Annotated in this window: 10 protein-coding genes; 5 read left to right on the top strand and 5 right to left on the bottom strand. The window is 46.0% G+C overall.

Annotated features, from left to right (window positions below):
• Position 1: 1 nt before the first annotated feature.
• Positions 2-2,398: a GMC family oxidoreductase N-terminal domain-containing protein gene (locus AC1RR2_RS14985; protein WP_493223073.1), complete on the bottom strand. Its 2,397-nt coding sequence runs from the start codon at positions 2,396-2,398 to the stop codon at positions 2-4.
• A 330-nt stretch (positions 2,399-2,728) separates the two neighbouring features.
• Between AC1RR2_RS14985 and AC1RR2_RS14980 the strand changes: the two genes are divergently transcribed.
• Positions 2,729-4,264 (top strand): metallophosphoesterase, encoded by a 1,536-nt coding sequence (locus tag AC1RR2_RS14980; RefSeq protein WP_493223072.1) that lies wholly within the window; start codon positions 2,729-2,731, stop codon positions 4,262-4,264.
• Complete coding sequence (locus AC1RR2_RS14975) at positions 4,264-6,279, top strand: CHAT domain-containing protein (RefSeq protein WP_493223071.1); 2,016 nt, start codon at positions 4,264-4,266, stop codon at positions 6,277-6,279. The genes AC1RR2_RS14980 and AC1RR2_RS14975 overlap by 1 nt, the downstream gene beginning before the upstream one ends.
• A 113-nt stretch (positions 6,280-6,392) precedes the next feature.
• Here AC1RR2_RS14975 and AC1RR2_RS14970 read toward each other — a convergent pair whose 3' ends face one another.
• Complete coding sequence (locus AC1RR2_RS14970; protein ID WP_493223070.1) at positions 6,393-6,980, bottom strand: helix-turn-helix domain-containing protein; 588 nt, start codon at positions 6,978-6,980, stop codon at positions 6,393-6,395.
• A gap of 182 nt (positions 6,981-7,162) precedes the next feature.
• Between AC1RR2_RS14970 and kbl the strand changes: the two genes are divergently transcribed.
• The 3 genes from kbl (at position 7,163) to AC1RR2_RS14955 (ending at position 10,933) form a co-directional block, all read left to right on the top strand.
• The gene (kbl, locus tag AC1RR2_RS14965) at positions 7,163-8,386 is read left to right on the top strand and encodes a glycine C-acetyltransferase (protein ID WP_493223069.1); all 1,224 of its coding nucleotides are present in this window, start codon (positions 7,163-7,165) and stop codon (positions 8,384-8,386) included.
• 131 nt (positions 8,387-8,517) lie between these two features.
• Complete coding sequence (locus tag AC1RR2_RS14960) at positions 8,518-9,468, top strand: NAD-dependent epimerase/dehydratase family protein (protein ID WP_493223068.1); 951 nt, start codon at positions 8,518-8,520, stop codon at positions 9,466-9,468.
• Positions 9,469-9,550: 82 nt separating this feature from the next.
• Positions 9,551-10,933, top strand: a complete 1,383-nt coding sequence (locus AC1RR2_RS14955) for an L-serine ammonia-lyase (protein ID WP_493223067.1) — start codon at positions 9,551-9,553, stop codon at positions 10,931-10,933.
• Here AC1RR2_RS14955 and AC1RR2_RS14950 read toward each other — a convergent pair.
• The 3 genes from AC1RR2_RS14950 to AC1RR2_RS14940 form a co-directional block, all read right to left on the bottom strand.
• Positions 10,930-12,774 carry a sensor histidine kinase gene (locus AC1RR2_RS14950; protein WP_493223066.1) on the bottom strand — a complete coding sequence of 615 codons (1,845 nt, stop codon included), beginning with the start codon at positions 12,772-12,774 and terminating at the stop codon, positions 10,930-10,932. The genes AC1RR2_RS14955 and AC1RR2_RS14950 overlap by 4 nt on opposite strands.
• A gap of 72 nt (positions 12,775-12,846) precedes the next feature.
• Positions 12,847-13,677, bottom strand: a complete 831-nt coding sequence (locus AC1RR2_RS14945) for a LytR/AlgR family response regulator transcription factor (protein WP_493223065.1) — start codon at positions 13,675-13,677, stop codon at positions 12,847-12,849.
• Between the two features lie 11 nt (positions 13,678-13,688).
• A complete protein-coding gene (locus AC1RR2_RS14940; protein ID WP_493223064.1) occupies positions 13,689-14,738 on the bottom strand; it encodes a sensor histidine kinase in 1,050 nt (349 codons plus the stop codon).
• Between the last annotated feature and the right edge of the window lie 315 nt (positions 14,739-15,053).

Here is a 15,053-nt window from a genome sequence, read left to right as displayed (position 1 = left end):
TTCAAGTATTTTCATCATGTTTACCCGCCAAAATACCGCCATAGTTCTCCCACAAGACTCCAGCGAAGTATTTGCCAAAGCGTGCAACTGCAGCGAGTCGTTCTTGTTCACTCTTTGCATTCGACACTTTCATGGTCGTCATTTGCTTCACAAAATCGCCAGGCTGTATGTGTAATACGCCGGAGCCAAGCACCTCACCACTCTTATCGCTGCCGCGATAAACTGTGACATATAAGGTACTGGTGTCGTGCCAAATTTTGAACGGGCTATGGTCGCTGGGAACTGACTTGAAGGCACTAAAATAATAGTTACTACCATCTTCGGCAATTGCACGCATGTTGTAATTCATATGTCGCACGCCGACTTGTTCTGGATAAATCTCAAATAGATTAAATACGCCATGCGTCACAGTCATCGGCTTTGCTGATAGAGCGGGCGCGGTTAAAGTGCCGGCCATCGTTGCTGGATGCTTAGGATCGCTAATCAACTTTTCTAAATCATCTGAGTCGACGGTGATTGTAAAACTCATCGCAGAATCATCCGTTTTTCCACGTTGATAGGCTTCTTCATACACAGGCAAATTCGTACTCGCTGCTTGTGTGAAGGCAGTCGAAAAATAACCAGTCATGGTCTCAGTAAACTGTATGCCCAACTTATCTTCCACAAGCGGCCGTTTGGGGGCGGATGGTAAGGTGTAATCAATCACCCAACCTCTATCTTGCGCCAGCAATTGCATTGCTCGCTCTGAAATGGCGGAGATGGTGAGTAAGGGATTGACCGCCAAAGAAGTCGGAATCACGGAGCCATCGGTAACATACAAATTATCGTACACGGCTGTACCACTCTTTCCAGAAAACGCCTGGCCTTTATGATTGACGACTGCTTGCGTTGCATCTTCACCCATGACACAGCCGCCCAAAGGATGAACCGAGACGATGGCATGTTTAAATAAATCACTCCAGATAGGATTCGGCACATAAATACCCTGCAATGCTTTGGTCGCCGCATTCAAACGAGCATTGCCTACCTCTACATTTTCGGCTGTGCCGACACCCGGCCAGTCGATACGTAATTGTCCCTTAGCGTCGAGTAGCATGCGACCTTTAGAATCGTCATGACTCATGATCAGATAAGTTTGTGTGTTTTGAATTGCCCCATGATAAGGTCCACGCCATAAACTTGACCAAGAGCGGGCTTTTTGTTTGATGCGCGCCATAAAACCAGATGCATCATTTTTACCGATCAAGTCGCCCGTGGCGGACAGCATAGGCAGCATAATCTTACCAATCGCCCCCGGGATAGAGCCTTCTTCTATCACCATACGATGTTCATATTTGGGCTGATCGCGCATATCAATTACTGAGGTAATACACGGACCTACGGGCAAGCGATCTACCGGTTTACTGTCGCCAAATCCTATGCCATTAATTTTCTGCGTCGTATTAAAGCCAAATCCTAAAATATCACCATTACCGCTAAAGTGCTGCCCTAGCTGATCTGATAAAGACAAGCCTTTTTGCTGAGAACGCAGCATAATTTCGGTCGAACCCAAAGTGCCGGCCGAAACGATGACGATGTCCGCTTTGACGAATTGCGTCGGCGCATCAAATTTTTCACGCCCGGTTCCAACGTACTGATAATGCACTAGCCAACCATCTGACGCTTTCTCTATATGACTGACCGCAGCCTGACAAAAAATCTCCGCACCATGATTCCAAGCATCAGGCAGATAGTTCATTAAAGTCGTGTTTTTGGCTTTGTTATTGCAACCGGAAACGCAGTCACCACAATTATTACAAGGGTGTTGTTCGACGCCGACATGATTTTTATTATTTGGAAGCGTCTCAAAATTCACATTGATTGGCGTGCGATAAAATTCTTTCGCTTGTCCCATTTTGTCGGCGGATTGTTGATGTGCCGCCAGTTTCGCCAATGCGACATTTTTTTCTGGATAAGGATTAGGTTTCAGCATTTCACGCGCCCGGGCGTAAGCGTCTTTCAACAAAGTATCACGATGCTCACGGATAGAAAGTGGCCAACGCGCATCATCAAACACATAAGGCTTGGCTTCTAATGACACATTGGCATTGATTAGGGAGGTGCCGCCCAAGCCACAACCGACCAAGACATTTTGCTGCGCATTCACGTGAAAATCGAATAAACCGGTACGTGAACCTATATGACCATTCGGCTCATGAAGCTGAAATTGCTCTGCTGCTTTGACCAGAGTGTTTGGATAGTCACCAGGAAGAATCTCTTTGCCGCGCTCTAACAAAGCAACACGGCGCCCCGCCCGCGCCATACGCGAAGCGGCGATGCCGCCGCCATAACCAGAGCCAATCACCAATACCTCGTAATGTTGGGCAATTTGGTCTATAGGCGAGGCAATTCTACTCATGTCGATCTCCGTTCATCGTGGCAATTGGTTTAAAAATTCGCTAAGGCTATTAACTTAAAAATTAACTTAAAAAAATTAATAACTTTGCGAGAATACTACTTTAGTATTACAAATACTTAATTGTTAATATTTTTACGATCAAAAGACAACACTCTATTCAGAAATAAAAAATAGCACTGGCAGAAAAGTAGATTATTTACAATACTTCAAGGCCTAGGGCTAGGCATGGCGCCGAAGGCAACGCAACTGCACGTCGAAGCGAAAAAACACGGCCGAAATCAGTTTTTTGTCAATCCCAAGCTAAATGAATCCAGTCAAGGAAAGGTAAGCATGAAACCCACACTACAATTCGACCAACTGTATATCGTTTCGGATTTGCATTTTGGCGGAGAACCAGGCTTCCAGATTTTTGGTTCACAAGCGGAAATGATTTGGTTGATTCAGCATCTAACCCAGCTCGAGAGTGCCAAGCAAATTGGCTTAGTGATCAATGGTGACTTTATCGACTTTCTGGCAGAAGCCCCGTCGCGTCACTTTGATCCAGATGGTGCACTGAGAAAACTGGAAAGAGTCGCTTTACACGACCCTACTTTCAGCCCCATTTTCAAGGAACTAAAAAATTTCCTGAATACGCCTAATCGCAAATTAATCATCAATTTAGGCAACCATGATTTGGAACTAACATTACCTTGGGTACGCGAACGTCTGATAGAAATTTTGACAGACAATAATGAGCTATCACGTGCACGACTCAGCATGATTTTTGACGGTTCCGGTGTGCTTGCTAATGTCGGTAACAAATCTGTTCTATGTGTACACGGGAACGAAGTCGATGCTTGGAATCCCGCCGATTTTGAAAAATTACGGCAGATTAGCCGGGATTATCAGTTTGGTCGTCCAGTAGAAAATTGGATTCCGAATGCGGGTTCAAAAATGGTCATTGATGTCATGAATCCGGTGAAACGTAATTACCCTTTTGTGGATTTGCTCAAACCTGAAGCTGAAGGCGTGGTACCCACCTTACTCGCCTGCGACCCCAAACAATTAGGTAATCTCGACAGCGTATTAGGTTTAGCTGGTGCGGCAGGTTCTTTGCTGCGAGCCAAAGTCTTAAAACCTAGGGGTATGCTAGGAGAAGAAGCAAATGTACCTGAATCTGAAATTGCCGCTAGCAGTAATGCAGGTCTGACGCAAGCACTGATCAATCGCCATTTCCCAAACAATGGTGCGAAGCGCGCTACCAACAACAGCGCGGGCAACAGTAGCAATACCGACAAAAATGCAGCAAACATGTTGCTCGCAGCAGAACAGCAAACTATAGAAGGTATCAATCCCTTAAATCTGGTTCAGGGCAAACAGACTGAACAACTAGGCGGTTTCGGCGCATTTATCAATTGGCTCAAAGACAAATCACCTTCCGAAGTGCTACGTGAGGCGCTAGACAAACTAGACGAAGATAGAAGCTTTGACCCGACTGCCATCGACGATACCTTCACCAGTCTGGACAAAGAAGTTCAAGGCGATATCGACTTTCTCATCGCCGGACACACGCATTTAGAGCGGGCACTAAAACGACAAAGAGGGAACGGTTATTACTTCAATAGCGGTACTTGGGCACGCTTAATTAAGATAGAACCTGCAATTCGCCAAAGTCCTGAAAAATTCGCAGCGCTCTTTAACACATTAAAGAACGGCAACATGGCGAAACTCGATGAGACGCCAGGCCTAATCTCTAAATTTTGCACGGTCGTCGCCATCATTAATGAAGGTAATAGTGTATTCGGCGAATTACGTCATGTCACCAGCAAAACACCAGGAGCACCAGGTTTCAAGGTCGTCTCCGGTAGCCAATTGAGGAGTAACTAATGCGTACCATCACCTTAGAATTACTACGCCACGGTCCAGCACATAATCAATTACTGTCCCCGCTAACAGACTATCTGGCACTGTGCGAAAATCACTCTGCTATATCGTTTCAAGTCCCTTCAGAACACAATCAGATGATGTATCGCTTGCGTGCATTAAGCTATATCTTGAAGGAGGAATCACGTGGTTTTCAATTGACTGATACAGCACGCATGATGGGGGATCTACTGGGAAAAATTCCCGGGCTGACCGCCAACTTAAATCGCCACTGCAAAGACCATCCTGAGAATACGGAAAACGTCACCCACTTACGTTTAATTTTGTCCTCGTCGGAATTAGCCTTATTGCCTTTCGAACTGGCCATTGCACCGAGCGGCTTTCCCGGAGCTGGTCAACATTTATCCCTGCAGCCACAAGCACCGATTTGTATCACCCGCGAGACCCGTCGAATTCCGGAAGAATGTATGGTCTGGCCCAAGTATCCCAAGATACTTTTTGTATTCGCATCGCCGCCTGGTTTAGAAGCTGTCCCAGCCCAAGCACATTTACTCGCTTTGCGCAATGCAATCACACCTTGGTTAGCGCTAGCCGAGGACATGTCGAACGAGGAACGTAGCAGTATTGTTGCCGAACATTTAGGCGTGATAACAAATGCGACGGTACAAGCTTTGGAACATGCATGCGCTTCAGGAAACTACACGCATATTCATATTCTGGCACATGGCCTTAGTCTAGACACCGACTATGATCATCGCTACGGGCTGGCTTTTCATTCTGACAGTTCTGATGACGGTCGAGAAATTGTTTCTGGAGAACGCCTGGCAACGATATTGCGCACCCCACGCAATCTTGAAGCTGGCAACTTCAATCGTCCCGCCGTAGTCACACTAGCAAGCTGCAATGGCGGCAATGTGGGGAGCGTCGCAGGCGTCGGCGCCAGTATTGCCCACGCATTACATGATGCTGGCATACCTATGGTCATCGCCAGCCAATTTCCACTCTCATTTGGTGGCTCGGTCATGATGGTGCAGGATTTATACAGTGGTTTGCTATGGGGCGAAGATCCGCGCAAACTTTTGGTAGGACTACGCCGCCGCTTGCATTCATTTTTTCAAGATACGCATGACTGGGCAAGTATTACGGCATACACTTCACTACCTCCAAATTTTGATCAACAACTATTGGAAGCAAGTATTGCGCAAGCCAATCGCGCCATCGAAGCATCTTTACGCAATGCGGATCGGGTGCTGCACATGTACTTGGCCCAGAGCAAGCGCGCAGAAAAACTAACTACCCCGTCCTTCACTAAAAATTTGAATGCCGCAAAACAGAAAATCGTAGAAGCCAAGCAACGCTTACTGAGCTTGATCGATACCAATCCAAGCCAAGAAGCAAAAATACAAGGGCAACTAGCCAGTACGCAAAAACGAGAAGCGCAGCTACGCTTTCATGCCATTCCGAAATGGCAAATGGCGAGTGATGAGGAGAAGAATCAAGTCATTCATGATTTAGATCAGGCACGAGGACGCTACCTAAAGGCCGATCAACTGGATAAAGATAGCGTTTGGGCGCAAGTGCAATATCTGTCGCTGACTTTACTATTGGGATCGGTGCAAAACCTTACATCGATTCAATCGACTGCACCGCAAGACATACTAGCGATATGGCTGATGGCAGAAGTTCGCATCAAAAACGCAATCACCACACAAGAAAATAATAGCAAAGCATGGTCATACGGCTATCTGGCAGAGTTGTATTTAATAGCTCCGCTGATACCGCAATTAAGCGAAATACGCCCTGATGACAAGTTTCATACTATGGCTGTTGAGGCAGCTAAAATGGTATCGATATTAATGGGGCGCGATTCTATTCACATTTACTCAACACGGCGCCAAATCTATCGCTATATCGATTGGCTAGGCGTCATTTCAAACGATTTTCGTCAATTAGAAGCAACGGCGAAAGACATTATTGCCGGACTGCCTGGCAATGACAAACTGAGCGGTTTTCATTAGTGCTAACTACATCCATCGCCGGCTGCGACTTTACTTCTGACAAGAAAGTCGCAGCTGCGCGATGCGACGAATTTTGCCTACCTCAGATTAAACATGGTTTTCAGGCACAAAACTTAACGGTGAATTACCACCATCAAAGCCTTTGCTTCGGTCTTACCCATATTTCGTATCGCATGTGACCGGTCAGCTTCGTAGCGGGCAGTGCCACCAATCTTGAGTTTTTTCTTATTGCCGTCGACTTCCACTTCTATATTGCCGCTAATTAGAGTCAAGTGTTCAGAAGTTCCAGGATCATGTGCGTTCGACACCAATGCGCCATTTGGTGCAAGCGTTAATTCATACCACTCAAAACGCCCCGCCAACTCCATAGGGCCGAGTATTTTTAAGACATAGCCTGAATGCTCACCAGGTAAGGTCGGCGTCTCGTGCGGTTCTAGCATACGAATCAAATCAAGCTTAGGCGTTTCGGATGTTAATAATTCAGCGATCCCTATCCCCAAGGCATTCGCCAGACGCCAGGCCACAGCAATTGTTGGATTGGCTTTCTCACGTTCAATTTGTGACAACATCGACTTCGACACTCCCGCAGTGCGGGATAAGTCTTCCAAAGTTAAGCCTCTTTCCAGCCGTAAACGCTGTAAAGTTGCTCCTACCTCTGGCGGCGCGGCGGGTGTTGTCACGGGTGCAATCACTTTTTTCATAGTTTCGCTTGCAAAATTAAATGAGCATAGATAATATTCGTTATATTGAATTTTAGTTCGATATATCGAATATTTTTAAAAATAAGAATTTTTCTTAAATTTAGATATAGCTAGAAATTAAGAACTAACATTCAGCATTTTTTCCATCATACCAGAAGCCCCTTTCCTGTCAGGAGATAAACATGAGCACCGACGTGAATACAAACTTGAGCGCCAAGAAGAATTCTTTTTTTACTGGTTTAGCTAGCAATCTGGATAGTTTGCGTGAACAAGGTCTGTATAAGCCTGAACGTGTGATCTCATCGCGTCAGGGTTCTTTAGTGCAATGTGACGATGGTCGCCAGTTAATCAACCTGTGTGCGAATAACTATCTGGGATTATCTGGTGATGAAGAGACAGTGCAAGCGTCGATCAAAGCAACTGAGCAATATGGTTATGGTTTATCTTCTGTACGTTTCATTTGCGGCACACAGACTGTGCACAAACAATTAGAACGTGCGATTGCGGACTTCCTCGGTATGGAAGATACGATTTTATATGCCGCAGCATTTGATGCAAATGGTGGCGTATTCGAACCTCTGTTCGATGAAAACGATGCGATTATTTCCGATGCTTTGAACCACGCTTCTATCATAGATGGCATTCGCTTATGCAAAGCAGCACGCTTCCGTTACGCACACAACGACATGGCCGATCTGGAAAAACAACTACAAGCAGCCGCCGACAAACGTCATCGCGTCATCGTGACGGATGGGGCCTTCTCTATGGATGGCACCATCGCGCAACTCGACAAGATCTGCGATTTGGCAGACAAGTATGATGCGCTAGTCATGATCGATGAATGCCATGCTTCCGGCTTCCTCGGCAAAACAGGTCGCGGTACACATGAACATCACAATGTCATGGGTCGTATCGATATCATTACAGGTACTTTAGGCAAAGCTTTAGGCGGCGCAATGGGTGGTTTCACTGCGGCACGCAAAGAAGTGATTGATACCTTGCGTCAAAAATCACGCCCATATTTATTCTCAAATACCTTGGCACCATCGATTGCTGGCGCGTCTTTAGCGGTCTTGGAACGCTTATCCAAATCCACAGAATTACGTGATCGCTTGCACGAAAACACCGCTTTCTTCCGTAAAGAAATTGAAGCATTGGGTTTCACCATTAAACCGGGTACTCACCCTGTCGTTCCAGTCATGCTATTTGATGCGCCAGTCGCGCAAAAATTTGCAGCACGCATGTATGAACTCGGCGTGTTGGTAACAGGCTTTTTCTACCCTGTCGTACCTATGGGTCAGGCTCGCGTGCGCGTGCAGTTATCGGCTGCGCATACGAAAGAACAGTTACAAACAGCCCTCGCTGCGTTTGCTCAGGCGGGTCGCGAATTGGGTTTAATTAAGTAAATACAAAAAACATTAGCCGCAGAGTCGCAGAGTACGCAGAGGTATAACTCAATACTTTCTCTGCGATCTCTGCGCCTCTGCGGCGAGAAAAATTGTAGCAACAACAGTCAATCGAATAGTAAGGAAAGAAAATGGAACGTATTTTAGTCATCGGCGCGAACGGTCAAATCGGTAGCGAATTGGTCGATGCTTTGGCCGCCAAACATGGCGCGGAGAATGTGATTGCTGCCGACATCAGTCCAAGCAGTCTGTATGGTGCAAAGATCTATGAAGTCGTGGATGTGTTGAACGCAGAACGTCTGGCTGAAATCCACAGCAAGTACGAGATCACCCAGGTCTACCAACTCGCCGCCTTATTGTCCGCCACTGGTGAAAAAGCACCATTGAAAGCCTGGACACTGAACATGGATGGCTTGCTAAACATTTTGGAATTAGCACGTATCCGCGGTGAAGCTGGTAAGCCTTTAAAAGTCTTCTGGCCATCTTCGATCGCCGCATTTGGTCCAAACACCGAAGCCGTCAATACACCACAATACACGGTGATGGATCCGAACACGATTTACGGCATCAGCAAATTAGCTGGCGAACGTCTGTGTGAGTACTACTTCCAGAAATACAATGTCGATGTACGTAGCATCCGCTATCCTGGCATCATCAGTTACAAGTCGCCTCCAGGTGGTGGCACCACTGACTATGCAATTGCGATTTTCCATTCTGCATTGAAAGGTGAAGCTTACTCCTGCTTCTTGGAAGCACAACAATCTTTGCCCATGATTTACATGCCAGACGCGATTCGTGCGACGATTAGTTTGATGGAAGCACCTGCGGAAAATATCAAAATTCGTTCTTCCTATAACGTCAGTGGTATGAGCTTTAACCCACAAGAACTCACAAGTGAAATCACTAAAAACCTACCAAACTTTCAGGTACACTACGCGCCGGATAGCCGCCAGGCCATCGCTGCAAGTTGGCCACAAAGTTTGAATGATGAAGCCGCTTACAAAGATTGGGGCTGGAAGGCAGAAATTGATCTCCCTGCACTGGTAACAGACATGCTGAAAAACGTGAAAGTGACCAACTGATCAGAGTGAAAGTATTCTGATTCAGAGATCGTTTCATTCGCAATACATTTTCTACTGTGGTCTCGAAATAAGGAATATTGGCATGGACATGCGTGTGTTTGATCTGTTTAAAATTGGCGTCGGCCCTTCTAGTTCTCATACAGTTGGACCGATGATTGCAGCGCGTCGTTTTTTGTTGGAATGTCCGAATTTAGAACAAGCACACAAAGTGCAAGTGGCCTTATATGGATCACTCGCTTTGACTGGCTTGGGTCATGCCACTGACAAAGCCGTATTACTCGGCCTAATGGGCGAAACACCACAAGATGTGGTACCCGACACCGTCGATGACAAACTGGCTGAGCTGGCACGGTCTGGTGTCATGCATTTACTTGGCAAAGTCAAAGTTGATTTTGATATTTTAGATGACGTACTCTGGCACAAAAAAGAAGTCTTACCAGGCCATCCTAATGGCCTGCGCTTTAGCTTATGGCGTGTCGACGGCAGTGTGCACGAACAAACTTTTTACTCGACTGGCGGCGGCTTCATCTACACCGAAGAAGAACTCAACAGCAATGCCAGCACGGTGACCGCGCCAGCAGTCAGCGTCCCCTACCCTTTCGGTACCATGGCTGAATTATTAGCACATGGAAAACGTACTGGACTATCTTTAGCAGCCTTGTTGCGTGCCAATGAACTCAGTCATTGCAGCGAAGCAGAACTTGACGCCGGCCTGGATAAGATCTGGGCAGTGATGAATTCATGCATAGAGCGCGGCTTAAAAATTACGGGAGAGTTACCCGGTGGATTGCACGTACAACGCCGTGCCGCCAAACTCTGGTTAACCGCTAATGAAACCCACAACAGCCTGCCACATGATGGCATGCATAAAGTCAGTTTATATGCGATGGCAGTCAATGAAGAGAATGCAGCAGGCGGCCGCGTCGTCACGGCACCGACCAATGGTGCTGCAGGTATTATTCCCGCCATCATTAAATATTATTCCCAAGATTGCCGCCCTATTGATCCAGTCAAAGGCATACGTGAATTTATGTTAGTCGCTGCCGCGATCGGTATGCTGTGCAAGAAGAATGCCTCTATCTCTGGCGCAGAGATAGGCTGTCAGGGTGAAGTTGGTGTGGCTTGTGCTATGGCGGCAGCGGGCTTAACTGCGGCATTGGGCGGCACGAATGAGCAAATTGAATCAGCCGCAGAAATCGGTATCGAACACCATCTGGGCATGACCTGTGATCCAATTGGTGGACTAGTACAAATTCCCTGCATAGAAAGAAATGGTATGGGTGCCGTCAAAGCAATTACGGCTGCCTCCTTAGCCTTAAAGAGCGATGGCACGCATCATGTCAGTCTGGATCAAGTCATCGAAACCATGCGTGTCACTGGCTTCGATATGCAGGCAAAATACAAAGAGACTTCTTTAGGTGGCTTGGCTATACACGTTGTGACGGTCAATCACGCAGCTTGCTAAATCATCTTGACTGCTACCTCCTTGGTAGCAGTCAAGGGTATATCAATATAAAACTCGGTTCCGACACCGAGTTCACTTTTCACTTCAATACGCCCTCCGAGCATGGCAGTGACGATATTGTAGGATATGCTCAGCCCTAAGCCTGAACCGCCTTGCCCCAACTTGGTGGTGAAAAACGGATCAAATATCTTTTGCAAATTTTGTTCAGATATACCTACACCATTATCAGAAAACCGTATTCTCACCCACTGATCATCCAATAATTCAGCAGTCAGTTGCATTTTCCCTTGTGCTCGTCCATCAAAGGCATGACGCAAAGCATTGGTCGTCAGATTCATCAACACTTGTTCTAAAGGACCAGGAAAGCTATCTAGTTGTATATGTTCGGGCACTTCACTCACTAGGGTATGCGTGGTTTTGCGCAGACTTGGGCTGAGCGTGACCACGACTTCATGTGCAACCTCATGCAAATTAAATCGTCTACGCTGCTCACTGGTCTGATCCACCGCAACCTGCTTGAAACTATTGATTAAATCCGCAGTGCGCCTGAGATTCCTATCCAAAATATCCGCAGAATCACGCACTGACATTAAAAAATGATTAAGCGCAGAACGCGACAGACTTTGCTCTAAACCTGATTCAAATACTCTTTGTTGATCGGACAAGGTACTTGCCACCATTAAAGCATTACCTATCGGAGTATTTAACTCGTGTGCGATGCCCGCTACCATAGACCCTAAAGAAGCTAATTTTTCCGATTGCACTAATTCACTCTGAGTACGCTGTAAATTTTCGAGCGCCACACTCAATTCAACGGTTCGTGTTGCGACTCTCTCCTCTAACTCGGCATTCAAAGTAGTTTGTGCTTTTTCGGCGGCAAGTCTATCTGTCTGATCCAAGAACAAAGCGACAAAACGCCAGCCCTCAGGCAATTCAAATGCAGCGGTACTCACCAGAAAATTGCGAATTTCACCATCAGCCAGACGCATGGTCACGGGATGACCGACAACACCTTTACCCAGAGTTTGGGTCGCAACAATACGCCTGTCGTTTTCATTGTCAAATAAATTCAGGTCTACAATCGTATGTCCAATCAACTGTTCACGGCTAAAACCAAAATCATTGATAAAAGCGTGGTTCACGTCGATCAAACGTCCCTCGCCATCACCTGAAATAGAAGGCAAAGGATTCGACAAAAATAAAGCAGAAAACGAGGCTTCAGATTGTTCAAGTGCGAGCGCTTTCACCTCAAGAGAACTTGCGAGCTCATTTACCCGCGCAAACTCAACACGCAAGACACGAACAGCGACCAAACCCAATAAAAATGCGACGATAATTAAGCCAACCAAAATAATCAGGCGCACCAATAAATTCGGTTCAACTGGCACCAAAAATTGTCTCGAAATCAGAATATAGAAAGTAATACAAGCACCACAGGCACAGGCGGTCATAATAATCGCATGCCGCAATGATAATGCCCAGCTTGCTGCCATCACGGAGATCGGCACACAAACAATGCCCGGGGCACTAAAGCCAAAAGTCCAAAAACCAAAACAAATAGGGATCAGCGCAAATCCCCATAATATGCAGATTAAAGCCAACTTGATTTTTTGACGACGCAACAACAGGATAATAAATCCTGTAATAAAAATGCCTGCAACGGCACCGCCATTACCCACACCTCGCGTTGCAAAGAAATTGAAAATGATGGACAGCAAGCAAACCGTCATGCCAGTCAATGCAACGCCGTAAAGCAGCTTGACTCCCACTTCATTGATACGGATTTTGTCTTTACTTTCTTGAATACTCAGTTCATCACCAGGGATAAATTCAGCTTGCATGCCGCATCTCTCTTCCGATTTTTGCTACCGTCCTTGACTACTGATTAGTGACTGATTTCGTATCTCAAAAGCTTATCTTACCAATGCTTTAATGGCGGGCCATTGACGTCGGGAGATAGGTAAGCGCTCGACCGATTCGCGCACTATCACTTGCCAAGAATCGGTATTTTTTTCGTTTTCATGTTCCGCATCAACCACATGCACAGCACGTTCAACACCAATAATCGCGTCACGGGCAACCAGCGCATTTCTGTGGGCACGCACAAAAACCTCGCCCAATTCGGCTTCAATTGATACCAAGGATTCTTCGGTTAAATAAGCACGTGTTCTGGTTTGTATCGTGACATATTTTTGTTCTGCCTTTAGGAATAAAACATCACGCACGGGAATTAACAAGACCCGGTTTTTTTCTAATACAGAAAAATTTTGACGTGTTTTGACGATAGGTTTTAAGCTATCGAGTAGTTGATTCTGCCTGGGGAATTGTGATTGCCCCGGAGCTACTTGAACTTGCGTTTGTGCCCGTAACAAGGCAATCCGTTGCACCGCTTCTGCCAAACGCACAGCCCGTACTGGCTTTAATAGATAATCCATTGCATGCACTTCAAACGCCTTTAAAGCATACTCATCATAGGCTGTGACAAAAATGACCGCGGGCGTGTTTGCCAAGTTAGCAAGGGCAATATGCTGCGCTAATTCTATCCCTGTCATACCTGGCATCTGCACGTCCAATAAAATAATATCGGGATTTTTTTCGACCAATAAGTCTAGCGCAGCCTGGCCGTCTGATGCCTCGCCGACCAAATCGCAGGGGCAAGTTTCTTGTATATCAGAAATCAGAATTTTCATTCGCTCCCGGGCGGGAGCTTCATCATCAACAATCAAAATAGCTGGTCGATTCATGCTCGTCCCATTTAAGTCTTGTCTGGAAATAATAATTTCACTTCAAATTTATCGTCGACAATCTCGCTGTGCAACTGTGCTTCGATATCGTACAGCAGCTTCAATCTCTGACGAATATTCTCTAATGCCATGTGATTTCCCGAAGGCAATTGTGCATGAGGATGATAGACGTTTATGACTTTTATTTCAATTTTATCCAAGCTTTTTTGGATGAATATCTGTATCGGAGCAGGATTTGTCGCAGGTTCAACACCGTAGTGCACGGCATTTTCTAATAAAGGCTGCAATAACAATCCAGGAATTTTGCTACTACTTAATTCCGTGGGATTGAGATACCTCACTTGCCACTCAACTTCCAACCTGTCACCCAAACGAATTTTTTCTATCGCCAGATATTGTTTGCACAGAGTAATCTCTTCTTGCAAAGTACTCATATCTCGCGTATCGCGCATGAGTACGCGAAATAAGTCAGCCAAATCTTCCAGCGCATTTTCCGCCCGACGAGGATCGGTACGAATCAGTGACAATACCGCATTCAAACTATTAAATAGAAAATGTGGCCTTATCCGCGCTTGTAAGGCTTGCAAGCGCGCTTCACCCAAAGCAGGCGAAAAAGCGCGGGTGCGTAGTTCAAAATAATGTTGATAACCGAGTCCCATAAAAAAACACAAACAGGTGGAAAATCCCAAATGCAAATTCGGAAACCCATAGATGAACCAATCGACACGCATAAACATGGTCAACACAAAAAAACAAACGATAGCGGGTACGGTCCCGCACACAACTCGCTGCATCCAGTTAGCCGCCGTTTGTCTTTCCAATAAGCGTCGAAATCCACACAAAATACTCAGCGATAACAAACAAATCAACTCCACCAACATCGTTGTGTCTACAAAATCACGAAAATTCTGCGCCAAGCCTTGACCTCTAGCTAACAAGCATAACAAGACGATGATATTCACGGATAGCAAGACACGAATCAGTATCCCTAAATTACAGTAATCAGGGATCAGAATTTCCTGCGGTTGGCGTTGCTTACTTTGCTCTAAAGACGTATTCATTACATTCCACATAAAATCAAAACCGCCAAGACTCGTCTCAAAAAATTTCCTGGTGTTCTTCACAGCTTGAAACCAAATCAGCTCAACTTGAGCGAACTTAGACCAAAATTCGACAGAAATCGCTTAAGCACAAGCGACTCGCGGTATAATCGGCGGCGTTTTTACACTACAAAGTAACACTGGCTGGCGATACATCGCCACGACTGGCGGACTGTGACAAAATCACACACTTAGATAATTCGTTAAGTTAGTTCCTTAATGCAGCGCAATCAGCGCAAACGACGTCAGTATAAAAAATTCAACTGTTGCTCTTGG

It is taken from the genome of Undibacterium sp. GW821-FHT11H02 (assembly GCF_058808015.1).
Note: the sequence above shows the minus strand (reverse complement) of the source record. Positions and strands in the feature narration are given on the sequence as shown.